Source organism: Novosphingobium sp. PY1 (assembly GCF_017312445.1).
Taxonomy (GTDB): Bacteria; Pseudomonadota; Alphaproteobacteria; order Sphingomonadales; family Sphingomonadaceae; genus Novosphingobium.
This window is the reverse complement of the sequence record NZ_BLTI01000001.1, coordinates 444,588-470,499: the sequence shown is the minus strand read 5'-3', so window position 1 is coordinate 470,499 and position 25,912 is coordinate 444,588. Positions and strand designations below refer to the sequence as shown.

Genomic DNA, 25,912 nt, shown 5'->3' with positions numbered 1-25,912 from the left:
CACTCTCCTCTCAGTCCGCCATCTCTGCACTTCGTGCAGTCCCGTGGTTGACCGGAGCCACTTCGATCCCCGCCCCATCACGAGCGAACGGCTCTGGGTCTCCTTCCCGCAGGCGGAGGCCGAAGAGACTGTGCATCCCGGGGTGCCGACCAAGCCCGGCGTAGAGATCGAAACCGCGATCGAGCCAGCCGCGCAAGGGATCGTCCTCGGTCAAAGGCGGTGTCGTCGCGACCGAGGCCGTCCACAGAAAGACGGCAAGCGCCGTGTAATCGGCGAAATTAGGCGCATCTCCGCCAAGCCAGGGCGTATCGCGCAGCAACTTGCGGAAGGGTTCCAGCGTCGGAGGCACCAGCGGCAGGCGATCTTCCCTGCCCGCCTGCACTTCCTCCAGCGTCTTTCCGCCCAGAAACATCGTCTCGCGCGAGTGGCGGACGTAGGCCTGGTCCTGAGGCAAGGACAAGTCGTGATAATCCTGGATATAGCAACGGAACCAGGGGCCGATGGCAGTCTGCCACAGCCAGGCATCGAGAAACTTGGTGAGCTGTTTCATCGAAGGACCTTCGAACAGCATCGGCCGGTCCGGATAGCGCTCATCGAGGTATTCGGCGATTTTCCAGCTGTCGAGCACCCACTCACCGTCATCGACGATGACCGGAACGCGCTCGCTGCGCCCGCCCGTACGTTCGGCAATTCCGGTAAATCCTCCGGGCACGATATCGACATCGAACCCCTTGTGCGCCAACGCATATTTCGTACGCCAGACGAAGGGGCTGATCGTGCAACCCGAAGCAAGTTGCAGATCGTAAAGGGTAATGCGGTTGTCTTTGGCCATCCCGTGAAGCTCCTTGGTCGCAGTTTGGTGGCGGCGGGGACCGTCAGGCAGTGACTTTCTGGCCGCGGTCGGCGAACTCGCTTTTCGAGTTGGCGAACATCGCCTTGCAGGCCGGGCGATCATTGATCTTCTCGATCCAGGCCACGAGGTGCGGCGTGGCTTCGCGGTTGACGATATCGGAAAATCCGTTCTGCATGCCGTTGGCGATGGCGAAATTGCACACGTCGGCCAAGCTGAAATTCTCGCCGGCGAGCCAGGGGCTTTCCGCCAGCCGCGTTTCGAGCCGGTTCACCGATACGCCGATCTTGCGCATCTCTTCGTCCAGCACCTCCTTCGGGAAACCGGTGCGCGCTGTGCGCCACTTCGTACGTTGCTCCGGGACAGGAATGCGCGCGACCTTCGCCTCGAATTCCTCGTCCGAAAGCGCCCGCGCCATTGGCCCGATCATCCGCTCCCAGCCGATCGTGGAGACGCACCAGCAGAAGTATTCGTCCACCCACTTGGTCCAGACCCGCATTTCGGCGATCATGACCGGGTCGACGGGCCGCAGGCGCGGCGCCTCGGGAAAGGCATCTTCGAGATATTCGCAGATCACCGTCGATTCGGTGATGATGTGTCCGTCATGGTCGAGAGCCGGAACCTGCCCTCGCGGATTGATCTTCTTGAACCATTCCTCGTGGTGCTCGAACCGCGTGGGATCGACGAAACGCGGCGTGAATTCCAACCCCTTCTCATAAAGTGCGAGCAGTGGCTTGAGCGAATTGGCCCCCGGACCAAAGCTGTAGAGCGTCAACATGAACTGGCAGTCCCTCTCCGTCTTTCATTCTCCATATGACATGCAAGGTGCGGCACGGTTCGCGGGTGAGGAAGTCCACCGCCAATACTATTAGAATCGCCAACTGGTTAAGCGCTCCGCGAAGCTGTCATTCCCACTAATACTGTTTTCGCTCTTCTGGTTGCGAGGGCGCTACTCTGCTTGTCTCGCCCCTCAAGGCGCGGCGAATCGCGCGAAATGCGGGGAGAGACGCTTGCTCGAATTGCTCACATCGGAAACGCCGAACGGATGGAAGACCACGATCATGCTCGAGGAGCTCGGCGTGGCCTACAAGGTGCGTCCGATTTCGCTCACTGATCGGGAGCAGAAGGAAGAATGGTATCTCCGGCTCAATCCCAATGGCCGTATTCCAACGCTGATCGATCACGATGTCGAAACTGAGGGCGGTTCCTTCGCCGTCTTCGAATCCGGTGCGATCCTCATCTACCTTGCTGAGAAGTTCGACCGCTTCCTGCCCAAATTTGTCATAGGACGCAGCGAAGCGATCCAGTGGGTCATGTGGCAGATGTCGGGGCTGGGGCCGATGATGGGACAGGCGACCGTCTTCAATCGCTACTTCGACGAAAAGCTGCCTTCCGTGATCGACCGCTATACGCGCGAGAGCCGGCGCCTGTTCGAGGTGATGGACCGCCGACTCGCCGATCGGGAATATCTTGCCGGCGACTATTCGATCGCGGACATCGCCTGCTTCCCCTGGGTCCGTGGCCGCGACTGGGCCTGCATCGACATGGATGGCCTGTCGCATCTCCAGCGATGGTTCGACACGGTCGCTGCCCGCCCGGCCGTGCAACGCGGACTCCTCATTCCCGAACCACCCGCGGCATCGGAAATGGCGGCTCAGACGACCCGACAGGGCAAGAACATCCTGGCCTGAAAGATGCAGTCATTCCTGATACGCGAGCATCGCATCGAATGGGGCCAGTGCGACCCTGCCGGGATCGTCTTCGCCCCGCGCTTCATCGACATGTTCGCCGAGAGCACGATCCTGCTTTTCGAGGCGGCCGGCCTGCCCCGCAAGCGCGACATGCTTGACCAGATGGGGGTGGTCGGCTTCCCACTTGTCGACCTTTCGGCGCGGTTCACCTCCCCGGCCAGCTATGGCGATGTAGTGAGGATCGAGGCAGATGCGCCGATCTTCGGAAACAGCAGCTTCACGATCGCGCATCGTATCCTGCTGGGGGATCGACTCTGCGTGGAAGGCACCGAGAAACGCGTCTGGACGGTCGCGTCGCCTGGCTCACCCTCTGGCCTGCGCTCTGCCCCTGTACCGCAAGACGTGAGGGCCCGTTTCGCCGGATCGCAATGACCGAAGTCCTCAGAGCTTCGGAATAGAACAGAAGAGAAGTTCGGGAAGAGGGCCATGGCCATGGAGGAGACGAAGGATCGCAGCCGCCCCGCAGAAGCGATCCGGACGACGATCGAATACCTCGTCCCGACTTCGCGCATCAATCGCCGTTTCTGGGCTCCGGGCAAGGAATTCAACACGGGCATCTACCAGCCCTACCCCGTGACGATCTGCAATGCGCGGTTGGCCAGGCAGCCCTTTACGTTGGACAAGCACGGTTTCTGCCTTGCACGGTACCCCAGTGCCGTCACCGACTTCACTGATCCGGCTCAGCTGGAGATCTATCCGGACGAGGTCGCCAAAGTTGCGATGGCCCTGACCGGGGCCAACTTCATTATTCCGATGGGAGGCCAGTTGCGCTCTCCGCTCATTGCTGGCGAAGCCTATCAGCCTCCAGCGGCCGAGGCACACGTCGATTTCAATTCAAGTACCGCGCACAAGATCGCACGGCGCCTTTACGCGGCAGCGCGTCCCGATGGCCCGGACTTCGAGCGCTTCATTACTTTCAGTCTGTGGCGCACGTTTTCACCGGCACCGCAGGACTGGCCGCTCGCCTTGTGCGAAGGCCCCTCGGTCGGCGAAGAGGACAGCGTCGCCAACGTGAAGATCGACGTGGACGAGATCCCTGAAGGCGACGCGCTCTACGCGCCGATCCCCGGTGAGGAAGACATGGTCGCAGCCACCATCTTCAAGTTCAGTGCCGAGCATCGCTGGTGGTATTTCCCCGACATGACCCGAGACGAGGTCATATTCATCAAGTTCCACGACAGCGACCACAACCGGGCGTGGCGCGCACCGCATACGGCATTCCACGACACCAGCCGCCCGGACGCGGCAATTCGTGAAAGCTATGAGTTCCGGGCCATCGCCTACTTCGAAAGGTCGCAATGAACGAAGGCGCGCTCCATTTCGGCCCCACCGACAGACGCGGTTCGCGGACGCAGGATCATAGGCCCGTTGTGCCGAGGGATGGAGAGCGTCCACCCGATCCTCGCATGATCGCGATCATGGTCGCGTTCATCATGTTCCTCTCGATCCTCGAAGCCACGATCATCGCAACGGCCCTGCCGGATATGGCGCGCGACTTCAGGATCTCTCCCAGCGAGCTGGGAATCGGGATTACCGCCTACCTCCTGGTCTCGACGGCATGCCTGCCGTTAAGCAGCTGGCTCGCGCAGAAGCTGGGGCCGCGACGGGTGCTTGCGGTCGCCGTTCTCGGCTTCGGCGTCGCATCGCTGCTTTGCTCTCTCGCCACGACCCTCGCCCTTTTCGTAACGGCGCGAGGCTTGCAGGCGTTTTGCTCAAGTCTCATGGCGCCAGTGGGCAACCTCATCCTGCTGCGCATGACGCCAACGCACCGGCTGGTCGAAATGCTGGCGATCAGTACGACCCCCGCCCTCGTCGCGCCGGTCATCGGCCCTCCCCTTGGCGGCTTCCTGACTGAGGCCTTCGGTTGGCAGTCCATCTTCCTGATCAACCTGCCGCTTGCCCTCGTCGGTTCGGTCCTCGTGCTACGGCTGATCCCATCCATTTCGCCGCAACCGACCCGCTTCGATCCGCTTGGCTTCGTCCTGATCGCCAGCGCCCTGACCATGCTCATCTATGGATTCGACAGGCTTGGCGCGCATCCGGACAGCCCTTCCTTTCCAACGCTCATGCTGGTCGGCGGAGCGGCAATCGGGCTGCTCTCCTATCGCCATCTTCGACGGCATCCCGACAGCCTGGTTGCTCTCGACGCCTTGCGACATCGCACGTTTCGATCGATCGCGTTCGGGGCGGGCATGCTCATGCGCATTCCCTTCATGGCGCAGGCACTCGTCCTCCCGCTGTGCTTCCAGCTTGCCTTCAACCTCTCACCCGGCGCAGCTGGCCTGTTGCTTCTCGCCAACAACCTGGGCGACCTCGTGCTCAAACCGATAGTCGGGCGCGTCATTCGCCTGACCGGTTTTCGAGCCTCCCTCGCCTGGGGGACGGGCCTGATGATGGGCACGATGGCCGCCCTTGCGCTTCTCGATGCGAAAACGCCATTCTGGCTGATGGCGCTGACGATGTTCACGGCAGGCCTGGCTCGCTCGGTTCCGTTCACGGGGATGGTGTCCATTGCCTTCGCAGACGTCGCGCAAGAAGAACTGCCCGGGGCCATCGTCCTCAACAGCATCGGCAACGCCCTGTCGGCCGCAGTCGGCATTTCGCTGGGTGCACTGTTCCTCAACCTGCCTTTCGCAACCGAAATTCAAGACGAAGCTTCGCCCTACCGGCTGGCCCTGGTCTCACTTGCGCTACTGGGGTTTGGCGCGGTTCCCCTCTTCGCCCGGCTTCCCGCCGGCGCCGGGGCGAAGATCATCGATCGCACTACGCTCGAACATCCAGTTCCGGCTTGAGCTTGCGCAGACGTTCGAGCAGAACGGCATCGCGTTCCTCGTTCGGCGCGAACAGGATCAGGCGCTGGCTCGGGGCTTCCTCGATCGCATAGGACGTATGCCGAAACCAGATTTCTCCGATTTCCGGGAAGAAGCTGGAATTGATCCCCTCAAAGTGAGCCCGGATCTCGCTACGCTCCCAACTCTCCCTGAACAGCGCGGATCGCTCGGTCATCTCGGCAATGATCTCGTCGAAGACTTCGGGCTGCGCGGTCTGGCTATAATCCCACTTGAAACGGGCTGTGAGGCGCTGTCCCATTTCACGGAAAAAATCGGGATCGGCCTGATAGCGCTCATTGAGCATCAGGATCTTGAACAGGTTGCGTTCGTTGCGCGGCAAAACGCTGTAGTCACGAAAGGCGACGGAAACGAAGGAGTTCCATCCCACGACCGTCCAGTCCTCGACGATCACGAGCGCCGGAATAGCGAGATGGTCGAGCAGATGCTGCGTGCCAGGACGTATCGTCTCATCGAAGCGTGAAACGAGTGGCGGCGGGCGATGTTGTGCCAACGCGAAGAGGTATTCGCGCTCGGTATCGGTCAGGTGCAGCGTACGGCCCAGCCGTTCGATCATCGGCGCAGATAACTGCACTTCGCGGCCCTGTTCGAACCAGGTGTACCAGGTCACGCTCATGCCGGCGAGCGCTGCGACTTCCTCGCGCCGCAATCCCTTGGCACGGCGTCGCTCGCCCGGCGGGAGTCCGACATCGCCGGGCTTCAGCCGACCGCGCGCGGACTTCAGGAATCGCGACAGCTCTTCGCGATGCGACATCGTTCTGCTTCCTCCTCCAGTGCCATCCTGAACCAGTTACCTTACCTGATAGGATAGGCGCTGGTCTGTTCCGACCTTTCCGAATTTGCGAATCCCTCGAATCAGCAAATCAGAAGAACCGAGGAGAGCGAGATTGGCGCGAAAAGTCTATATTACATGCGCAGTTACAGGAAGTTCACCGATGCCGGAGCATCCTAACTTTCCGTTTCGGCCCGATCATGTCGCCAATGAGGCCCTGGCAGCTGCCGAAGCGGGTGCATCGATTATCCACGTCCATGTCCGCGACCGCGAAACCGGCGAACCATCGCAGGCGCTCGACGATTATCGCGAAGTCGTGGGCCTGATCCGCGAAAAGAACCGCGAGGTCATTCTCAACGTCACGACCGGACCGGGCTGCAACTGGATGCAGAGCGAAGAAGATCCGGCCGTATGCGGCGAAGGCACGCTCATGTTCACGGCGGAGCGCAGGCTGGAACACATTCTCGATCTCAAGCCGGACATGTGCACGCTCGACATCTGCACCATGCAACTCTGGGGCGGTGTCGCGATCAATCTCGATCCGATGATCACCCGCATGGGCCACATGATCCAGGATGCCGGGGTCATGCCCGAGATCGAATGCTTCGAGGCAGGCGACTTCGTATTCGCCGATGACCTCATGGCGAAAGGGGCGATACCCAGCAACGCGCCGTTCTCCTTCGTCCTCGGCACCAAGTACGGATTGCCGGCGACACCGGAAGCGATGCTCTACGCATCCAACCAGATCCCGAAAGGCGCACATTTCACCGGCTTCGGCATCAGCCGTCACTCCTACCCCATGGCCGCGCAGTCAGTGCTCCTGGGCGGCCATGTCCGCGTTGGCTTCGAAGACACGATCTACCTGCGCAAGGGACTTATGGCGCCCGACAACGCCGCTCACGTGCGCTGGGCGGTCGAACTGATCGAACGCCTGGGGGCAGATGTCTCAAGCGCCGCAGAAACGCGCGACATGCTCGGGCTGGAGAACCATGCCTACGCCTGAAAAAACACGATGCTCAAGGGAGAGTGAAGATGACACAAGTCGCAGGCCGCACAGCCTTCATAACAGGCGGCGGATCGGGCGTGGCATTGGGCCAGGCCAAGGTCTTCGCGAAGGCCGGTTGCAGGATCGCCATTGCCGACATCAGGCAGGACCATCTCGACGAGGCGATGGCCCACTTCGCCAATACCGACGCCACGGTAATGCCGGTCCTTCTCGACATCACCGACCGCGAGGCCTACCGGCGCGTCGCGGACGACGTGGAGGCAGAGCTGGGACCGGTCGAACTGCTCTTCAACACCGCTGGCGTATCTCATTTCGGCGCTATCCAGGATGCCACGTACGATGACTGGGACTGGCAGCTCGACGTCAATCTTCGCGGTGTCATCAACGGCATACGCACGTTCGTCCCGCGCATGGTGGAGCGGGGCAACGGCGGACACATCGTCAACACCGCATCGATGTCGGCTTTCGTCGCGCTGAAGGGAACCGGCATCTACTGCACCACCAAGATGGCCGTTCGCGGCCTGACCGAGACCCTGGCTCTCGATCTGGACGGCACCGGGATCGGCGTATCACTGCTCTGTCCCGGGGCCGTGAATACCAATATCCATGAAGCCTTGCTGACGCGGCCGAAGCATCTTGCCGAGACCGGCTACTATCAGGCCGACCCGGCCATGTTCGAGCACCTCAAAAAGGTAATCGAAATCGGAATGGAGCCCGAAACACTGGCCCAGCACGTGCTCAAGGGCGTGCAGGAAGACCAGCTGTACATCCTCCCCTACGCCGAATTCCGCGGCACTCTGGAGGATATCCACGCCAGGGTCATGAGCGCACTTGCGCGGCCCGAAGACGATCCGGACTTTGATCGCCGCGTTGCCCGGGGCGTGCCCGGTGGCGAACGGAAGCAGGAGGAAGCGGCATGAACAGCCCCTTCATGGCTTTCGAGACGCGGATTCGCGCCCGCGTCGTCGCTCTCGATCACTTCAACGTGATCGTCTCCGACCTCGACCGAAGCGAGGCATTCTACCGCGATGTCCTTTCGCTGGAAAGCTGCGCTCCGCCGGCCCCGCTCACCCGGGAGATGGCGCGCTGGATCTACAACAGCGATGAGCGCCCCATCCTTCACCTGAATGCACAAGACGTGCCGCGCGCCATGGACCGGGACATGACACCGGGACCGACCGGGGCGCTCCACCACATTGCTCTTCGCTGCGAAGGTTTCGATGAGATCCGGGATCGCCTGGAAGACCGCGGACTCCGCTACGAAAGCAATGTTATCCGAAGCATCGGCCTGCGCCAGATCTTCGTCCATGATCCGGACGGCGTCCTGCTCGAACTCAACTTCTTCGACGAGTAAGGCGGGCAAGCGAAGGCGCGTTCGCCTGGACAGACAGGGTCCCGAGCACGCCGCCATCTACCGCAAGGCTCTGTCCCGTCACGTGCGATGCGGCATCGGAGAGCAGGAATGCAGCGACACCGGCCAGTTCCTCGGCGCGGCCGGTGCGGCCTTGCGGGATGCGGGACGCCAGCTGCGACATGGCCTCATCCGGCAAGGCGTCGAACATCTCGGTCTCGATAAAGCCGGGAACGATGCAATTGCATCTCACGCCGAAGGGAGCCGCCTCCAAAGCCACGGCGCGCGCAAGCCCGAGAAGTCCGTGCTTCGATGCAACGTAGGCCGCGTTGTTCGCCATGCCGCGCTCACTCGCCAGACTTCCAGTGACGAGTATAGCGCCATTCCCCCGTTCCTTCATCATCGGCAGCACATGAGCGATAGCGCGAAACGCAGACAGGAGATTGACCTGCATGACATGCATGAAATCACTGTCCGGGTAACTCTCCACCGGGGCGAAGGTCCCCCCGGTTCCGGCGTTGAGGAAAAGGCCATCGATTGGACCGTTAAGTGCGACGGCGTGGTCGATCGCGGCAAGCAGTGCATCGTTGTCAGACACATCGACTACCTGCCACTCGGCCCGCTCTCCCAACGAAGCGGCCAGCGCTTCGAGACGCTCGGCACGGCGCGCCAGCAAGGTCACACGCCCTGCTTGCGCGGAAATGCACTGAGCCGTCGCTCTTCCGATGCCGCTCGACGCGCCGGTAATGACAACGTGACGGTCCGAAAACGGCATCCAGCGAGACGATGCTGAAGCGCGGTCAGTCAAGGCCGAGCACTCTGACCGCATTGTCCTTCATGATCCCGGCCATGACGCTTTCCTTGAAACCGATATCGCGAGCCGCCTCGATCCACTTGTCAGGCCGGATCAAGGGGAAATCCGAACCGAACATCATTTTGCCCGAAAGTTGCCCGTTGGCGTAGCGTACGATCTGGGGCGGAAAGTACCGGGGGCTCCAGCCCGAGAGGTCGATGAAGACGTTCTCCTTGTGCAAGGCCATCGACAGGCTCTCATCCACCCAAGGCCAGCTGGGGTGGGCCAGGATGATCTTCATGTCGGGAAAGTCCGCCGCGACATCGTCCACCAGCATGGGGCGGCCGTATTTCAGGCGTAGCCCTCCGCCGCCGCGCATCCCCGTGCCCATGCCGGAATGCCCGGTGTGGAATATGGCCGGCAATCCGAATTCGGCGATGATCTCGTATATCGGATAGCCGACGCGATCGGCCGGGTGACAGTCCTGCACGATGTGATGGAACTTGAATCCCCGCACGCCGTGGTTCTCGACAAGATCGCGCGCTTCGCGAGCTCCGAGCTTGCCCTTGCGCGGATCGATCGAAGCGAACGGCAGGCAGATGTCCGCATGTTGCGCGGCAAAATCCGCAACTTCGTAATTGGAGACCCGGCGCGCTCCCAGGCCACTCTCCGCATCGACCGTAAACAGGCAGAAGGCGATATTCTGGCGCCTGTAGATCTCTGCGATCTCGGGCATCTTGGGACGTTCGCGCGGCGCCTTGAAATAGGCCGAGGCAGCATCGAAGAACTGGGCCATGACCGGATCCTCGGGATCATGACAGGACACTTCGGCGTGGACATGAACGTCGATCGCACGGATCGCCTTTGCGTCGATGGTCATCGGCTTGCAGCCTTGGGGGCCCCAGTATCGAGATCGCGATCCTCGTTCGCACGATGGATGACGTATTGGCGGACTGCCTCGATTTCATCGGGGTTCAGCACATTGGCGAAACTGACCATGCCGTTGGCTTCAAGGGCACCGTCATGGACCACGGTCTGGAAAGCCGCCTTGTCTGCAACGATCGCAGAGCGACACAGATCGGGCAGCAGGCCGCCGCCAATGGCCGCATCACCGTGGCAGGTTCCGCAGAAGCGACCATAGCGATAAGCGCCCCTCTTCACCTGCTGCATCGTGCCGATGAAGGGCGGCGGATCGATCGGCATCTGATTGACCGGCGGGCTTGCAGGAAGCTTGGCCTTCCCGCCGAGCTTGAAGACGAGAAGCCGGCTGACATTGTGCACCGGCCCACCGTCCTGCGACAGCAGCCCCGGTGCGAGGGCCCAGATGCCGCCCCACCCCGCGACCACGGCCAGATACTGCGTATCGCCGATCTTGTAGGTCACCGGCGGGGCTACCACGCCCGTCTGGACCGGATAGGACCACAGCTTGGCCCCCGTATCGGTGGCGTAGGCCGCCATTTCGCTTTTCATGTTGCCCTGAAACACAAGTCCACCGCCGGTCGCCAGGAGGCCACCGTTATTGGCGCTGGGGAATGTGACCCGCCAGCGCTCCTTCTGTGCCACCGGGTCCCAGGCGATCAGGACGCCCTGCGTCGCCTGTTCGGCTCCGGCGCGGACCTTACGATCGGCCGGCATGGCCCCGGCGGACATGTCGACGCCGGTATTGAATCCCTTCTTCGCCGGCTTCCAGTCCTTGTCCGCAAAATAGGGGAAGGCTGCGATCTGGGCCGGAATGAATACCAGCTTCTCCTTCGGGTCCCACGCCATCGGATGCCACGAGTGTGCCCCGCCTGCACCCGGCGATCCGATCCATGGGCGACCGGTCTTGTAATACCGCGCCTCGGGGTTCTCGATCGGCCGGCCGCTCTTCGGATCGAGGCCGCTGGCCCAATTGACCGGCACGAAGTTCTTGCCCGATATGAACTCACCCGTCTCGCGGTCGATCACGTAGAAAAAGCCATTCTTGGGCGCCTGCATCAGCACCTTGCGAATTTTTCCGTCGATCTCGAGGTCGGCAAGCATGATGTGCTGCGTCGCCGTGAAGTCCCAGGTTTCGCCCGGCGTTTCCTGGAAATGCCAGACATATTCCCCGGTTTCCGGGCGGACCGCGACGATCGATGAAAGATAGAGATTGTCGCCCTTGCCCTCCGACCGGATGCCGTGATTCCACGGGCTGCCATTGCCGACGCCAATATAGAGCAGATCGAGTTCGGGATCGTAGGCCATCGAATCCCAGACCGTGCCGCCACCGCCTTCGGCCCACCACTTCCCGTTCCAGGTCTTCTCGGCGTCCTTCAGATATTTCTCGCTATTCTTTCCGGGCTGGTCGGGCACCGTATAGAAGCGCCAGGCCTGTTTGCCGGTCTGAGCGTCATAGGCCGTGACGTACCCGCGCACGCCCATCTCTGCCCCGCCATTGCCGATGATCACTTTCCCGCCGATGACGCGCGGGGCACCGGTGATCGTATAGGGCTGGCTCTGGTCGACGGTAATCTGACTCCATAGCGTCTTTCCACTCTTGCGATCGAGAGCGATGAGGCGCCCGTCGAAGGTTCCCAGGAACAGCTTGTCGCCCCAGGCCGCCAGTCCGCGATTGACCACGTCGCAGCAGCCATTGACGCCCGCCTTGCCGGGAACCTCCGGATCGAAGGCCCACAGTTCCTTGCCCGTCACCGCATCATAGGCTTTGACCTTGGACCAGGCCGTGGAAATGTAGATGACGCCATCGATCACCAGCGGCGTCGCTTCCTGGCCTCTGGAGGTATCAAGATCCGCAAACCAGGCAAGACCGAGATCCTTGACGTTCTGCCTGTTGATGTCGGTCAGCGGCGAATAGCGCTGTTCGTCGTAGGTACGCCCATAAGAAGGCCAGGCATCATTCGCTCCCTCAGCGATGAGTTTCCCGTTGACGCCGTCGCGGGCAAGATCCTCCGAGCCATTGGCGAGACCCATTCCGCAGCCTGACAGGGCCAGACATGTCCCCGACACGACAACCGCCAGCAACGAGAAACCCTTCGCAACCATTTCACTCTTCCCGCATTCCGGCCAACTGCTGTCCCGGATCATGATTTTATGGATTTATTCGGGGCGACGCACGGTCATCCCCAGCGGTTGATCTCCGGACCGGGAGCCCAGAACGTCGCGGCTCGAGCCCCGCCATCGGCGAGGGCAGAGGCCACAGCGGGACGAGAGCGAACGCGCTGTAGCCAGGCCGTCGTCAGCGGCTTGTCCCGGAAAGACTCGGGAAGGACCTGCTCCATTCCCGCAAGCCAGGCGAAAGTGGTGAGATCAGCGATTGTCAGTTCGCCCATGAGCCATTCGCGCCCGTCACCGAGCTGCTGCTCACAGCGCTCGACGGCCTGCAGGACCTTGGTCCGACTGTCTGTAATCTGCGCAAGATCCACCGCGCCGTCGCGCAGGATCTCCCAGCGCGAACGCAGGTCTGCACTAACGATTCGATCCGTCAGTTCCTCGAACTGTTCATCCGACATCGCCCCGAGAGTTTCCTGCGAGAATTCGACATTGCCCAGCAGGGCCGCAGCCGGAGACAGGCGCTCGGTGATCTGGCGGCACCACATCATCATCTCCCAGTGTGCATAGGGATCGCTTGGCTGGAGCGGGGCCTTCTCCGAAAGCTCGTCGAAATACTGCGCCAGGAAGACGGCATCGGTCATCGCCTCGCCATCGACCACCAGCACAGGGCCTTCCCCTTCGATGCCCATGTTCAGGGCCACCGGTTCACCGATGCCGGGCAGGACGTGCCGGTCACCGGCAAGCAAATCAATCCGGCGCCGTTCAACGGCCACGCCGGTTTCGGCAAGGGCCGCCAGCACGATCAGCGACGGGCCATTGGGCGCTCCATGGTAGAGAATCATCGCCATCAGATCTGCTCCCCGTCGAGAATGGCGACACGCTTCACCATGTCGGTCCGGCCCAAGGCCCAGCATTTCTTCACGGCCGGCCGGGCATAGACCGCCCGCAGCCAGCGCAGGAGATTGGGCGTCCTCTCATCGTTGCAAAGTGACGGTTGTGAGAGCGGGATGGCGTAGGCAAGATTGAAGCCGTTGATATCTGCGAGGCTATAGGCGTCGCTGGCAAGCCACTCGCGCTTGCCCAGTTCTTGTTCCAACATGCCGATACCCAGGGCCACGCGCCGTTGGCTTTCGCCGATCTCCGCTTCGGAAAACGTGCCGTGGATTGCCTTGCGCCAGGACACGCGCCGCTCGGGCAAGGGAATGCGCTCAATCGCCGCTTCGAGTTCGGCCGGATCCCGCTGGCGAACCATCGGGCCGACAAAGACGCTCCAGCCAATCATCGAAAAACTCGGCGCCAGCCACTGATCCATGAATTTCATCCACCAGCGGACCCGCCAGCGATCCAGCGCATCCTTCGGCATGAGGTCCGGCCCGGAGAACTCCTCGTTCACATATTCCATGATCGCCGTGCTCTCGACCAGGACCCGGGAACCATGCGTCATGGCCGGTATCGTGCCCTGCGGATTGATTGCCAGGTATTCAGGACGATGCTGATCGAACTCCAGCATATCGATGTAGTGACTATCGAATTCGACACCCTTCTCCATCAGGGTCAACATCGGCTTGCCTGAATTGGCATTCGGCTCCCAGTGGTACAGTGTCACTTGCGCCATGGCGCTTGTCTCCCGTTCGTATTCATGCCCGTCCCTGAATCGGGCCAGATCGCCTTGATCCCACTAGCATTATGCGGTTGCAGCAGGCGGGGGAAGCCAGCTGCAACCGGAATGATCAAAAGGTCTTCCGGGCGGTCACGGCCCATTCGCGCGGTCGCCCAACCGTGCTGTACCCGGTCCCCGCCGTGGCGTAGACAGCCACGAACCGCAGTGGGAGCAGGTAGTACTTGTCGAAAAGGTTCTGGACTTCGAAGGAGATGGAAAGATCCTCGTCCCTGTTTTTCCAGGTCAGCCGCGCATTCGCCAGGATGAAATCAGGCCGGTATTCCAGCGGAGAGGTGAGCGTCAGACGCCCCACACTGCGCTTGCCGGTATAGGCAAGATCGAAGCGCGGCGTGATCGATCCGGATTCGCCCAGATCGGCTCGATACTGAATGCCTGCGCTCCACTTCCAGTTGGGCGTGGTAATCGGGTCATCGATCTTGATGGCTCCGCCCACAACCTCATCGATCCGTTTCCACTTGCCATCGATCCAGCTGAGCGACGCATCGATATCGAGACCATCGACGAAGTTTGCGAAGAACTCCGCCTCGAGGCCGTACATCTTGCCGTCGCCTGCGTTCTGGATTGCCGCGCAAGTATTCGTACCCGTTCCCACCGGCACTTCATCGAGTACCGAACAGTCCGAAATCGGCAACTGGATATTCTTGTAGTCGTTATAAAACCCGGAGAGGTTGAGGCGCACACGATGACCGAGGAAGTCGGTCTTCACGCCCATTTCATAGGCCGTGAGCGTCTCCGGATCGAAAGCACCGTTGATGGCCTGGAGAGCCGTGAAAGGCCGCGCAACAACGCCGCCGCCCTTGAAGCCGGTGCTCACCGTCGCATAACCCATGATCTCGGGGCTGAAACGATAGTCGGCGGAAATACGCCAGTCGACACGATCACCGTCGTAAAGGCCAACGAGCCCATCGAGGAGGCCGACCCCGAAGCTGTCATTCAGCACGCCCCCATCCAGGCCCTTTCGAACGAATGTATAGTCCTTGTGCTCCTTGGTGTACCGCAAGCCGCCGGTCAGTGTGAGCTCGGCAGTCGGACGCACGATGACCGTACCGAATACCGCCTTGCTGTCGGCATTCACGGGATCGTTGCCCTGGAACTGCAGGTTGCAAGCGCCCATGCCTCCGCAGAAGGCATAATCGATGTAGCGGATATCCTGCCGCGTGAAATAGAGAGTCTTCTGATCGCTGTAGAAGCCGCCCAGGGTCCATTCCGCGTCAGGCCCGATATCGCCGGAAAGGCGCAGTTCCTGGCTGAAGAAGCGAAACTTCAAGTCATTGAAGCCAGCGCCGACGATGTTGGGATTGGGCGTGAAATCGTCGTCGGTGCCAAAGACCTGTCGATAACGCCGGTAAGCGGTGATCGACTGCAACTTCAGATGGGAACTGAACTCGTAGCTAACGTTGCTCGAAACGCCCCAGCCCTCGAACTTCGTCTTGCTGGGCATGTAATATGCCTGATCGATAATGCCGCCCGCCGGTGCGAAGAAATCCGCGTATGTACAGAAGCGTCCGCAGATGAAATTGACGCCGTCGGTCTTGCTCGTATCGTTGACCGTCAGGACGCTCGCGCTGTAGGAGCGATTTTCATAAGTGTAATCGCCCGTGATCGTCCAATCGAGCTTGTCATCCGGATTGAAGCGGAGCGAACCGCGAAGGCCCGTATAGTTCTTCTCGCCGAACTTATCGACGACGCAATCCGAAGGCGTAGATGGACGAGCACCGATGCCTAGCGGATTGCCGGGATTGGCGCAGCCGAAGTCAACCTGATCGACGTAGCCATCCTGCCGCTTGTGGACGGCAGCGATACGGGCATAGAGGTTGTCTGTCAGCACGAAGTTGGCACTGCCGCGCAAGTCCGTGCGATCGCGCGAACCGTAGGCGACCTCTACCGAGCCGCTGTTCTCGTTGCTGGGCTTCACCGAAAACAGCTTGATCGCGCCGCCGATCGAGTTGCGCCCGGTCAGAGTACCTTGAGGCCCCCGCAGAACTTCGACACGTTCGAGATCGAGCAGGTCCATGATCGAACCGGTCAGCGTCGCATAGTAAACGTCATCGACATACATACCCACGCCAGGTTCGTAGGCCGGGTTGAAGTCGTACTGCCCGATCCCGCGGACATAGACCGCCATCGACGAGCCGAAGGCGCCGCCCATCTGCGTAAGCTGAACGTTCGGCGCCTGAGCGGCGATCTGGGAAATGTCCGTCTGGTTTCTTGACGCCAACAGGTTTGCATCGACTGCCGTGATCGACAGCGGCGTATCCTGCAGGTTCTGCGCGCGGAACTGTGCGGTGACGATGATTTCATTGAAAGAGGGCGATTGCTCCGCCCGTTCTGTCTGCTCCGCTTCATTGGGCAGGTCCTGTGCAAGGACAGGCGCAGCAGCGAACAACCCGCTCCCCGAAACCGTTACAAGCAACACGCGACGCAAGCGTGCCCTGGTGAAGATCTGCATCATGGTCCTCTCCTGAACCGGCGCCCGGACGGTGTTCCGAACTCGGCGCCATGTGGTCGCCTGGATAGCGACATTATGTTTGTATGACATACTATTTTTGGATGGCAAGAGTATAGTCACGAATGTTACCCATCCATCCCATCGAAGCGCGGCCAGCCATCTGCATGAGAATCACGGAAACATGGATTTCGAGACCCGTTCCTGCGGGACGCCAAGTATTTTATACACTGTTAAAATTAGGAAATATCTATGATTTCTGAAATCTCCTACGCGGCAAGGACAGCCTCCAGAATGCTCTACCACGCAAATGATACTTCACGCGACACCGTCACGATTGACTCTAGAGCGATGCCGATTCACGATGCCAGAGGATCGAAAGCCTCGCTCGATTTTGAAGGATTCCAAATCATATCGGATGTTATGGCTACGCAGATTCTGCCAGCTGATGGCCAGACATCCGATTCACGACAGAATGAACTGGCGTCGCTTCTGACCCAAGTTACCGGCGCGGATCTTGTGATCCCGACAGGACGGGGCATACAACGCTTCTCGGAGCGCTCGCCCCTTTGCGGCACGCTCGACAATTCCCGTCCAGCCCGCTTTGCACATGTCGACGTTTCCGGCCGAACGGCCGAGACCTTCTCCCGGCGCTTCGCACCAGGCGGACAACCAAGACCCAGTCGCAGCGCGCACTACAACATCTGGAGCATCCTCACACCTCCACCCCAGGACGTTCCGCTGGCGCTTTGCGATGCAAGAACCGTCTCACCAGACGATCTGTTTCCCGCAGACGCCATCTTCGATCGCAACGGAGAAGACCTCTGGTCATTCGAAGGGCTGGTTCTGGCCCATTCCCCCCGACATCGCTGGTGCTGGTTCAGCAACATGTCGCCGGGCGAAGCACTTGTATTCAAGACGTACGACAGCGCACCGGACGTCGCTCGATGCGTCCCACACGTCGCCTTCGACAATCCTGACGCGAAGCACCACGCCGTGCCGCGCGCCTCCATCGAACAGCGGGCGATCGCATACTGGTTCTGATGCAAGACGCCCCACCAAAGCCAGACGGACAGGTCCGTACAAGCTTTGGCGGGGCGCCTAACGATTAGCGAAGTCAGGCGTCGACGCGCTGGGTACGCCATCCTTCGTGGTAGGTTTCACGGGCCACGCGCGAATAGGGAACCGGCGAAACGATGGCCCGCACCGCGAGCTGTTTGTGAGGCTCGACCGTGGTCTTGCGCGTGCCGCCGTCCTCTTCACCCCAGACAACCTGCACTTCGCTGCCGATGGGGATTTCAGGATCTATAGTCGCCAGCGAAAGCGCCTGCTTCTCATTGTAGGAGTAGCCGGTAAACATCGACAGGCCGACCGTCTTGCCGTCGGCATCGGTCACGCGGTCGTAGTTCGACGAAGCATAGTTCGCGAGGGGGACGTCGAAGAACTTGTACTGCTCGCCATCCGGATCGAACAGCGATGCCATGATCTTTGCCATGTCCTCAGGGTGCCAGGCCAGGGTCACCTTCCTGCGCTGCTCAGCCGGATCGATCGCTTCAAGCGCCTCGCGCCCATGGAAGTCGTGGTCGAACTTCACGAAGGGGCCATAACCCAGTTCCCAGGGATTGAGGTAATAGTCCTCGATCGACTGCGAGACGAAGCTGCCACCGATCGACCCCGTCGCTTCATAACTGTCAGCCCCCAGCCATTCGCGATAGCCCTTGAGCTTCTCGCCCGTGTAGATCGCCGGCAGCGGTGAGGGAATCCAACCCGATTCCAGCGTATTGGAAGGATAGGCGCGGCTGCCGCAGGCGATCAGGCCGAATTCCTTGCCTGCCTCGAGAATGGCCGCGCGGACTTCCTCCTGCTCCTCATAAGGCCCCCAAATTTCAAGGCCCGGCGCGCCGGACATGCCGTGGCGCAAGGTCCTGATTTCCCGGCCGGCGATTCGCATCGTACTCATGCTGAAGAAACGCAGCTGCTCGAGCGGTCCGCCATTGAGCTTCTCGATCACGTCCCAGGCCTTCGGACCCTGGATCTGGAATCGCCAGACCGAGCGTGACACCGGCTTGCCCATGGGCCGCATCGGCGAACGATCGTCAAGTTCGAGTTCGACATCGTAGCCCTGCTCGGCCTGATAACGCAGCCAGTTCGAAGCCGGAGCGCGGCCGACGTAGCAGAACTCTTCGGGAGCGAGCCAAAAGATGATCCCGTCGCCGATGACATGGCCATACGGCGTTGTCGGCACGTACTGCTTGGCCTTGTCGACCGCCCACCCCTTGGGCGAATTGATCATGGTATCGGTCAGAAGCTTGAAGGCATCCTTTCCGCGGATATACAAATTCACCATGTGGTGGGACTGATCGAACAGAACCGCACTGTTCTGCCAGGCCCACTGCTCCGAACGCCAGTTCGAGAATTCCGGCGCCACGACAGGATAGACGTAGGCACCCAACTGCGAATTTCGCAGCATCTCGACGGGATTACCCGCGCCCTGCAAAACCTGCTCAAGATTCATGGCCATCTAAATTCTCCCGCATCATGCGCACAACCTCTTGGCGCTTTCGCCCAGCCTAATACCGGCACGGCCCTTGAGACAAGGGGAATGTTTGCCAGAATGATCGTCACGTATGAAATGATGTTCATCCACCCAGACACCAGTCCGATGCTGCGATTGCAGCAGATATGCGCGATAATACGCAGCGAAAATGCCACGATTGACAGTGTCGCATTTTCGCATAAAAATATCATTTGTTACTGTACAAGATGAAATTTGGGCTTGGAGCAGGATGCAAACAATAGGCTCGAACAAGGCAAGCGAAGACCGTGCCGGACAAACTCGTCCCGGCGCCATCAGACCCGCAAGGGGAGCCAAGCAATGAGCGCGCCCTTACCGGACCTCGCAACGATCAAGCGCGCCAGGAACCAGTTCATCGCCGCCCTTGGTGCGTCGCAGGTCTTCTTCAACGAAGAGGATATCGCGAGCTATCGGGACAAGTTCGCAGTCGACGACTCCTTCCACTTGCCTGCCGGTGCGATCGCGCCGGAAAGCGTCGAGCAGATCCAGGCCGCCTTGCGCATCGCCCAAGAGAACGGCATCCCGCTTTGGCCCATCAGTCGCGGCAAGAATCTCGGCTATGGCGGTAGCGCGCCCGTGCTTGCAGGCTCGGTGATCCTCGACCTCTCTCGCATGAAGAAGATCGAGTACGACGAAGCGAACGGCACTGTCCTGTTGGAGCCGGGTGTCGGGTTCTACGATCTTTACGATTTCCTGCAGGCACGCGGGATGAAGCACTGGCTTTCGACGCCGGGCAATTCCTGGGGCTCCGTAGTCGGCAACGCGCTGGACCGCGGCGTCGGCTATACACCTTATGGAGAGAACACCAGCAAGATCTGCGGCATGGAAGTGGTGCTTGCCGATGGCACGCTCGTGCGAACCGGCATGGGCGCGCTGGATGGTTCGCCGACCTGGCAGCTCTATCGCTATGGCTTCGGCCCTGCCTGGGACCAGCTGTTCGTTCAGTCGAACTTCGGCATCGTGACCAAGATGGGTCTCTGGCTGATGCCGGCGCCGGAGTCGCTGATGGGCATGGACATCGAGTTCGATAGTCCGGACGATCTTGGCCCATTGGTGGACGCCATCGCCCCCTTGCGCCGCGAGGGGCTACTGCAGCAATCGCCGACCATCGGCAACTGGCTCCGCGCTGCAGCGGTCCTCACCACAAGGGACCAGTGGACCGACGAGCCCGGGGCTTTGAGCGACAAGGTCATCCAGGCGATCCGCAATCGCTACAAGGTGGGATGGTGGGGCGTGAGCCTGCGGCTCTACGGCAGAGAAGACGTGAACAAGGCTGCCTATGCGATTCTCGAACGAGAGATGGACCGGCTCAAGCCGATGAGCAAGAAACCGGCCCAATGGAAGCAAGGCGAGCCACTGGAAGCCTCGGGCTGGACCGGCACCCCGCTGACCTTCCCCATGCAGAATGCCAACTGGCACGGCGGACGCGGCGGCCATATCGGATTCTCCCCGGTCCTGCCCCAGTCCGGCAAGGCTGCCATGGAACAGTTCAAGCGGACCTACGAGCGCTATCGCGAATACGGCATGGATTACCAGGCGAGCTTCGCCTTCGGCGAACGCCACCTGATCAACGTCAATGCGGTCCTGCTGAACAAGGACGACCCGGCAATGATGAAGAAGGTCGATCCGTTCCTCAAGACGCTGATCGCCGACGCCCGGGCCCAGGGATACGGCGAGTATCGAACCCACCTCGACTACATGGATCTCGTCGCCTCGACATACGACTTCAACGGTAACGCCCTCGCGAAATTGAACCAGCGGGTGAAGGATGCGCTCGACCCGGTCGGCATCATTGCCCCTGGCAAGAGCGGCATCTGGCCGGGCAAGACCGGGGGAGCGCGCACATGAACTTCAAACCCCTGGCTTTGCTCAGCGGCCTCGCGCTGCTCAGCGGATGCAGCGTATCGGACGAAACTGCTTCGAACCAGGCGCCACCCGCCGGACCGCCGGCACCGGTAACCCTCAATGCGCGGCCCGATGCGAGTCCGGGCGAGCGTCTCTTCATCGAGAAATGCGCGATGTGCCACACCGCTGGAGGCATGGGCACTGGCCTGCTCGCCCGGCGATCCGAACAACCGCTGCTGGAAAAGCGTGAGGACCTGACGACAGAGTTCGTTATCCAGGCAGCCCGCATGGGGATCGGCAACATGCCGGCAGTTCCGCGAGGCGAGGTGAGCGACGAGGAGATGGACCAGATTGCCGCATACCTCGCACACGATCCCGCCACCCCCTCCAAGACGACATCGAAGGAGCAGCCATGACCTGGCTTTCGCGTCGGCAAGCCTTGAGCGCGGCAGCCTGCACGGCGCCTCTTGCGATGTTGAGCGGATCGCTGCCGCTTTTCTCCACGAACGGCAAGCATACTACGCATCTCGTTCATGACACGACGCTTCCGGCCGCCTGCTGCTTCGCTTCTCGCGCCATGGCTCTGGGCGCCCGGTCGATCCCCATAGAAGGCGACCGGGTGCGACTGTTCACGAAAATGCTGGACGCGGGACCTTCCCGGATATTCGGCGTGACCCGCCACGCCGAATATCTGCTTTTCGAGGAAGTCGCGCGCGAATACCGTTTTGCAGAGACTGTGCTGGTCCAACACAGCGCGTGCAGTGCCGCAACCGTGCATCATGACAGGGCCAATCTAAGCATGCCGTCGCTTGTTGCTGCGGCCGGGGCATTCTGGCCTGAAGCCTTTGCCGACCTCTCGCAAAATGAAACAACCGCACCGCCACCCGCAAGAAGAGCCAATCTCGCCGATGGCGCATTCAGCTGGGTGTTCGCGCGCGTTTCCTGAAGCGCTTGCGGGGCCGGACGCCAGACACGCCCAGCCCCATTGCTCACCGATCGATGACGAGCGATTCCGGGCGTTTGCGCGGCACCCATTCGCCCTTGCCCGGAAAGTTCTTCAGGATCTCTCCGTCCCACAAGCGGACCGTACGACGATGGAAGCGCCAGCGTTCGTCCTCGCACTTGACCGCATGATCGTCATACCAGCCGGTAAAGCGCAGCACATAGGGGGGCTCACCATCGCATTCGGTAACAAAGGCGAAAGCGCGCATCTTGACCGAGCCGTCGTCCTGCGGCCTGAACTGGATCTGCGTGACATGATGCTGCCGCCCCGGAAATCCGGGGGCATTGCGATAATGTTCAGCGATCCCGCGAATACCCTCGTGCCCTTCCCAGATATCGGGATCCTCAAACACTTCCTCGACCATGCGCGCATCGGGCGTGAAACAGGCGACAAGGGCATCGACGTCCCCGGTGTCGAGCGCCCAGCTGTAATCGGCAATCAGGTCCTGGAGGGCCAGGCGGTCTTCAAGCGGTAACAACAATGTCATCATCTCCTCAAATCGACAACTTGACCAAAACATAACATTCGTTACGTTTATCGGCAAGCAGCCTGATACATCCGGGCTCGTTGAAAGAGAGGACAAGTGGGCAAGATTATCGTCACCGGCGCTTCTGGCGCATTTGGCAATGCAGCCGCCGAACTTCTGCTCGACCGCTGCGCGGCGGAAGATCTCATCCTCCTGTCGCGCACACCGGACAAGCTCAAACACTTCGCGGAAGCCGGCGCGATCGTGCGCCAGGCCGACTTCGACGATCCGACCTCCCTGCCCCAGGCTATGGAAGGCGGCGAGCGCATGCTGCTGATCAGCACGGCGCGTGTGGGCACCCGGGTCTCGCAGCATCGCAATGCGGTCAAAGCCGCCGTCGCTGCCGGGGTTCGACACATCGCCTATACCTCGCTCATGTCCGCCGACGCCCCGGCCAATCCGGCGATCGTCAAGCTGGATCACCGCGCGACGGAAGAAATCATCGAGGGTTCGGGTGCTCAGTGGACCCACTTGCGCGACAGCCAGTATTCCGAAGCGGTGGCGCTGGCGATGGTGATCCCCGCCCTCGCCAGCGGCCGCAAGCCGGACAACTGCGGGGACGGCAAGGTCGCATTCGTGAGCCGGGACGACTGCGTTTCATCCGCAGTCGGTGTGCTGACCCAGGAAGGCCACGGCTGCAAGGCCTATACGCTGACCGGGCCCGAAGCGCTCTCCGTGCCCGAAGCTCTCGCCATGGCCAGCGAGATCGCCGGAAAGCCGATCGAAGTCGAACAGGTCGATGACGAGGGCATGTTCGCCTACTTCGATTCGCTCGGCGTCCCCCGCCACGCATCCGACATCATCCCCGATGGCCCCATTCCGTGGTCCAGCGACGACATGGTAACCTTCGGCACCGCCATACGCGAAGGGTACTTCGCGCAGGCCACGGATCACGTCGATCGCCTGACCGGTCACCCCCCGCGCTCCTTGCGTGAAGTCATGCTGCAGCATTGCGGAGCCTGGCCCAAATGAAGCATTTGACGGTGCGGCTGTGCGGCTTCGTCCTGCCCCTTGCACTTCTTGCGGGCTGCTCACCAAGCGCGCCGGATGAGGGAACGGGAGACGACTGGCCATCACCCAAGGGTGATAGCGATGCATCGCATTATTCGGCGCTGACCCAGATCGACAAAGGCAACGTTTCCCGGCTCGGCCTCGCCTGGTCCTATGACCTCGGCACCAACCGCGTGCAGGAAGCAACGCCCGTCGTCATCGACGGCATGATGTACACGAGCGGCAATCTGGGCCGCGTGTACGCACTCGACGCCGCATCCGGAAAACCGAAGTGGACCTTCGAGCCCGAAGTCGACATGCAGGTCAATCGCACGGCCTGCTGCGACCAGGCCAATCGCGGCGTCGCCGTGGCAGACGGCAAGGTCTTCGTCGGCACGCTGGACGGCCGGCTCTACGCTCTGGATGCCAAGACCGGCGAAGTCGCATGGAATGTCGACACCGTTGCCGACCATACGCGCGGCTACACCATTACCGGCGCCCCGGAAGTGGCCGGCGACCTCGTCGTGATCGGCAATGCCGGTGCTGAGTTCGATGCGCGCGGCTACGTCACCGCCTACGACCTGAAGACCGGTCGGCAGGTCTGGCGCTTCTTCACGGTACCGCACGATCCCAAGCTCGGCCCGCAAGAGAATCTGGAGCTGGAAGCGGCGGTCAGGACATGGGCAGCAGACAGCCGCTGGGACATCGGCGGCGGCGGCACCGTCTGGGATGCGATCAATTACGACCCGCGCTTCGACACCGTCATTATCGGCGTCGGCAATGGCGGCCCCTATAACATCACGCGGCGCTCGCCGGGCGGCGGCAGCAACCTCTACCTGTCATCGCTCGTCGCGCTCGACCGCAAGACCGGACGGGTCAAGTGGCATTACCAGGAAACACCCGGCGACGCCTGGGACTATACGGCCACGCAGCCGATGCTGTTCGCCGACCTCGAAGTGAACGGGAAGATGCGCCCCGTCCTGATCCATTCGCCCAAGAACGGCTTCCTTTTCGTGCTGGACCGGGAAACCGGAAAACCGCTGGCCATCAACGCGCTGGTTCGCACCAGTTGGGCGAAGGACTTCGATCTCAGCACCGGCCTCCCCAAGAAGACGCCCGCGGGCTCGGCCTACTGGCAAGGTCCCAAGATCGTCTTTCCCGCCTCGTCCGGCGCACGCAACTGGTATCCGGCAGCATTCGATCCGGATCGAGGCCTCTACTTCGCCTCGGTGCTCGACATGGGCAACCTCATGTTCACTACGCCCCCGCTCGAAAAAGGCGATCCCCGGCGCAAGAAGGGTCTGAACGTATCGGCGGCACTGATGTTCACTGCAGATCTGCAGACGGCCATGCCGTCCTTGCCGAAGCCGCTGCAGGATCAGGTCAGGGCCCTGCCGGAATGGCAGTGGGTCAAGGACAAGCCCTATAGCTCGCAGCTACGCGCGATCGATCCTCTGACGGGCAAGGCGAAATGGGCGGTCGAAACCGAAGGCTGGCAGGACCGGCCCGGTGTGCTCGCGACCAAGGCCGGCCTGATATTTCACGGCTCCGTCGGCGGGAAATTCATTGCCCGCGATGCCGACACTGGCAAGGTACTGAAGCAGATCGACACCGGCAGCTCGATCATGGCCGCACCCATGACCTACCGGATCGACGGCGTGCAATATGTCGCCGTGGCCGCCGGCTTCGGCGGTGGCGGCTGGGGCTCGGTTCCCGCCTATTCCGCCGCCTACACATACGGCAATGCGAACCGTTTGTTGGTCTTCAAGCTGGACGGAGGTGAAGTCCGCAAGCCCGAACCGCTGGGCCCGCTCGAAGTGGCCCCGGCTGCCCCGCCTCAAGCCCCGGGTGTCACGCCTGCCACCATTGCGCGCGGCCAAGCCTTATTCATGGGCACTTGCATTCTTTGCCACGCCAACCAGCCGCGGGCGGCCCTGCCCGACCTCAGACGCATGAGCCCGGAAACCCATGCGGCGTTTGACGATATCGTAATGGATGGCCTGTTTCTTCCGGCTGGAATGCCACGCTGGGACGATCTGCTTTCCAAGGACGACACGAAAGCCATCCATGCCTACCTGATCGATGAGCAGACGAAGCTGCGAGCCCGTGAACTGCGCCTCAAGGCGGATGGCAAGCCGCTTGGCGCGGGTCCCTCGGGCGCCCGGGCCGGATATTGATCGACCTGCCACCCGCCATCACCGACAACGAATCGCATTGACACATTCATAACGAACGTTATCTTTGTTGACAGCATGATATGCAGTCCTGTCGAAGCCTGTCTTCAGCGGCCTAGCAAAGCAGAATTGCATATCCATTGCGGCACAATGCCCCGCTAACCCGGGCGACAATGCAATCACGGCCCCGACACCGGACAGCGAATGTGCGCCTTGCCGCCTGCAGCAGGCCGGCCTGTCAGAGACTGCGGCGATCGGGTTCCGAAG

The 25,912-nt window shown here is 61.2% G+C and carries 24 protein-coding genes; 13 read left to right on the top strand and 11 right to left on the bottom strand.

Annotated features, from left to right (window positions below; all coding sequences use genetic code 11):
* Positions 1-10 precede the first annotated feature (10 nt).
* A complete protein-coding gene (locus J3474_RS02200; RefSeq protein ID WP_207092941.1) occupies positions 11-832 on the bottom strand; it encodes a beta-etherase in 822 nt (273 codons plus the stop codon).
* Between the two features lie 43 nt (positions 833-875).
* Entirely contained in the window at positions 876-1,628 is a 753-nt protein-coding gene (locus J3474_RS02195; RefSeq protein WP_013832480.1) for a glutathione S-transferase family protein, read from the bottom strand.
* 232 nt (positions 1,629-1,860) lie between these two features.
* Here J3474_RS02195 and J3474_RS02190 point away from each other — a divergent pair, with 232 nt between their 5' ends.
* The 4 genes from J3474_RS02190 (at position 1,861) to J3474_RS02175 (ending at position 5,393) form a co-directional block, all read left to right on the top strand.
* Positions 1,861-2,541: a glutathione S-transferase family protein gene (locus J3474_RS02190; protein WP_207092940.1), complete on the top strand. Its 681-nt coding sequence runs from the start codon at positions 1,861-1,863 to the stop codon at positions 2,539-2,541.
* 3 nt (positions 2,542-2,544) lie between these two features.
* Positions 2,545-2,973, top strand: a complete 429-nt coding sequence (locus tag J3474_RS02185) for a thioesterase family protein (RefSeq protein WP_207092939.1) — start codon at positions 2,545-2,547, stop codon at positions 2,971-2,973.
* 54 nt (positions 2,974-3,027) lie between these two features.
* Complete coding sequence (locus J3474_RS02180) at positions 3,028-3,903, top strand: CmcJ/NvfI family oxidoreductase (RefSeq protein WP_207092938.1); 876 nt, start codon at positions 3,028-3,030, stop codon at positions 3,901-3,903.
* A gap of 104 nt (positions 3,904-4,007) precedes the next feature.
* Entirely contained in the window at positions 4,008-5,393 is a 1,386-nt protein-coding gene (locus tag J3474_RS02175; RefSeq protein ID WP_207092937.1) for an MFS transporter, read from the top strand.
* Here the strand turns inward: J3474_RS02175 and J3474_RS02170 are convergent.
* Positions 5,365-6,204 carry a helix-turn-helix transcriptional regulator gene (locus J3474_RS02170; RefSeq protein ID WP_013832475.1) on the bottom strand — a complete coding sequence of 280 codons (840 nt, stop codon included), beginning with the start codon at positions 6,202-6,204 and terminating at the stop codon, positions 5,365-5,367. The two genes, J3474_RS02175 and J3474_RS02170, sit on opposite strands and share 29 nt — an antisense overlap.
* Before the next feature lie 85 nt (positions 6,205-6,289).
* Between J3474_RS02170 and J3474_RS02165 the strand changes: the two genes are divergently transcribed.
* Genes J3474_RS02165 through J3474_RS02155 form a run of 3 tightly spaced genes read left to right on the top strand, consistent with a single transcriptional unit; the run spans position 6,290 to position 8,582 of the window.
* A complete protein-coding gene (locus tag J3474_RS02165) occupies positions 6,290-7,225 on the top strand; it encodes a 3-keto-5-aminohexanoate cleavage protein (RefSeq protein WP_308632742.1) in 936 nt (311 codons plus the stop codon).
* 29 nt (positions 7,226-7,254) lie between these two features.
* Positions 7,255-8,148, top strand: a complete 894-nt coding sequence (locus J3474_RS02160) for an SDR family NAD(P)-dependent oxidoreductase (protein WP_207092936.1) — start codon at positions 7,255-7,257, stop codon at positions 8,146-8,148.
* Entirely contained in the window at positions 8,145-8,582 is a 438-nt protein-coding gene (locus J3474_RS02155) for a VOC family protein (RefSeq protein ID WP_242528147.1), read from the top strand. Before J3474_RS02160 ends, J3474_RS02155 begins: the two co-directional genes overlap by 4 nt.
* On the opposite strand, the gene J3474_RS02150 is transcribed toward J3474_RS02155, so the two are convergent.
* From J3474_RS02150 to J3474_RS02125, 6 genes are all read right to left on the bottom strand, one after another.
* Complete coding sequence (locus J3474_RS02150) at positions 8,563-9,354, bottom strand: SDR family NAD(P)-dependent oxidoreductase (protein ID WP_207092935.1); 792 nt, start codon at positions 9,352-9,354, stop codon at positions 8,563-8,565. The two genes, J3474_RS02155 and J3474_RS02150, sit on opposite strands and share 20 nt — an antisense overlap.
* A 25-nt stretch (positions 9,355-9,379) precedes the next feature.
* Complete coding sequence (locus J3474_RS02145) at positions 9,380-10,252, bottom strand: amidohydrolase family protein (protein WP_207092934.1); 873 nt, start codon at positions 10,250-10,252, stop codon at positions 9,380-9,382.
* Complete coding sequence (locus tag J3474_RS02140; protein WP_207092933.1) at positions 10,249-12,396, bottom strand: PQQ-dependent dehydrogenase, methanol/ethanol family; 2,148 nt, start codon at positions 12,394-12,396, stop codon at positions 10,249-10,251. The genes J3474_RS02145 and J3474_RS02140 overlap by 4 nt, the downstream gene beginning before the upstream one ends.
* A gap of 74 nt (positions 12,397-12,470) precedes the next feature.
* The gene (locus tag J3474_RS02135; protein ID WP_207092932.1) at positions 12,471-13,253 is read right to left on the bottom strand and encodes a glutathione S-transferase family protein; all 783 of its coding nucleotides are present in this window, start codon (positions 13,251-13,253) and stop codon (positions 12,471-12,473) included.
* Positions 13,253-14,020 carry a glutathione S-transferase family protein gene (locus tag J3474_RS02130; protein ID WP_013832467.1) on the bottom strand — a complete coding sequence of 256 codons (768 nt, stop codon included), beginning with the start codon at positions 14,018-14,020 and terminating at the stop codon, positions 13,253-13,255. The genes J3474_RS02135 and J3474_RS02130 overlap by 1 nt, the downstream gene beginning before the upstream one ends.
* 115 nt (positions 14,021-14,135) lie before the next feature.
* A complete protein-coding gene (locus J3474_RS02125) occupies positions 14,136-16,538 on the bottom strand; it encodes a TonB-dependent receptor (protein ID WP_242528146.1) in 2,403 nt (800 codons plus the stop codon).
* A 246-nt stretch (positions 16,539-16,784) separates the two neighbouring features.
* Between J3474_RS02125 and J3474_RS02120 the strand changes: the two genes are divergently transcribed.
* Positions 16,785-17,576, top strand: coding sequence for a CmcJ/NvfI family oxidoreductase (locus J3474_RS02120; protein WP_207092931.1), 792 nt, complete (start codon positions 16,785-16,787; stop codon positions 17,574-17,576).
* Between the two features lie 73 nt (positions 17,577-17,649).
* On the opposite strand, the gene J3474_RS02115 is transcribed toward J3474_RS02120, so the two are convergent.
* Positions 17,650-19,047 (bottom strand): aminomethyltransferase family protein, encoded by a 1,398-nt coding sequence (locus tag J3474_RS02115; protein WP_013832463.1) that lies wholly within the window; start codon positions 19,045-19,047, stop codon positions 17,650-17,652.
* 360 nt (positions 19,048-19,407) lie between these two features.
* On the opposite strand from J3474_RS02115, the gene J3474_RS02110 reads away from it, so the two are divergent.
* The 3 genes from J3474_RS02110 to J3474_RS02100 are packed head-to-tail and all read left to right on the top strand — an operon-like array spanning position 19,408 to position 21,898.
* Positions 19,408-20,955 carry an FAD-binding oxidoreductase gene (locus J3474_RS02110; protein ID WP_207092930.1) on the top strand — a complete coding sequence of 516 codons (1,548 nt, stop codon included), beginning with the start codon at positions 19,408-19,410 and terminating at the stop codon, positions 20,953-20,955.
* Positions 20,952-21,368: a cytochrome c gene (locus J3474_RS02105; protein WP_207092929.1), complete on the top strand. Its 417-nt coding sequence runs from the start codon at positions 20,952-20,954 to the stop codon at positions 21,366-21,368. Before J3474_RS02110 ends, J3474_RS02105 begins: the two co-directional genes overlap by 4 nt.
* The gene (locus J3474_RS02100; RefSeq protein ID WP_207092928.1) at positions 21,365-21,898 is read left to right on the top strand and encodes a hypothetical protein; all 534 of its coding nucleotides are present in this window, start codon (positions 21,365-21,367) and stop codon (positions 21,896-21,898) included. The genes J3474_RS02105 and J3474_RS02100 overlap by 4 nt, the downstream gene beginning before the upstream one ends.
* A gap of 43 nt (positions 21,899-21,941) precedes the next feature.
* On the opposite strand, the gene J3474_RS02095 is transcribed toward J3474_RS02100, so the two are convergent.
* The gene (locus tag J3474_RS02095; RefSeq protein WP_013832459.1) at positions 21,942-22,442 is read right to left on the bottom strand and encodes a nuclear transport factor 2 family protein; all 501 of its coding nucleotides are present in this window, start codon (positions 22,440-22,442) and stop codon (positions 21,942-21,944) included.
* 96 nt (positions 22,443-22,538) lie between these two features.
* Here J3474_RS02095 and J3474_RS02090 point away from each other — a divergent pair, with 96 nt between their 5' ends.
* Both J3474_RS02090 and J3474_RS02085 read left to right on the top strand, forming a co-directional pair.
* Positions 22,539-23,453, top strand: coding sequence for an NAD(P)H-binding protein (locus tag J3474_RS02090; RefSeq protein WP_207092927.1), 915 nt, complete (start codon positions 22,539-22,541; stop codon positions 23,451-23,453).
* On the top strand, positions 23,450-25,648 hold the full coding sequence (locus J3474_RS02085) for a PQQ-dependent dehydrogenase, methanol/ethanol family (RefSeq protein WP_207092926.1): 2,199 nt from the start codon (positions 23,450-23,452) through the stop codon (positions 25,646-25,648). Before J3474_RS02090 ends, J3474_RS02085 begins: the two co-directional genes overlap by 4 nt.
* Positions 25,649-25,912 lie beyond the last annotated feature (264 nt).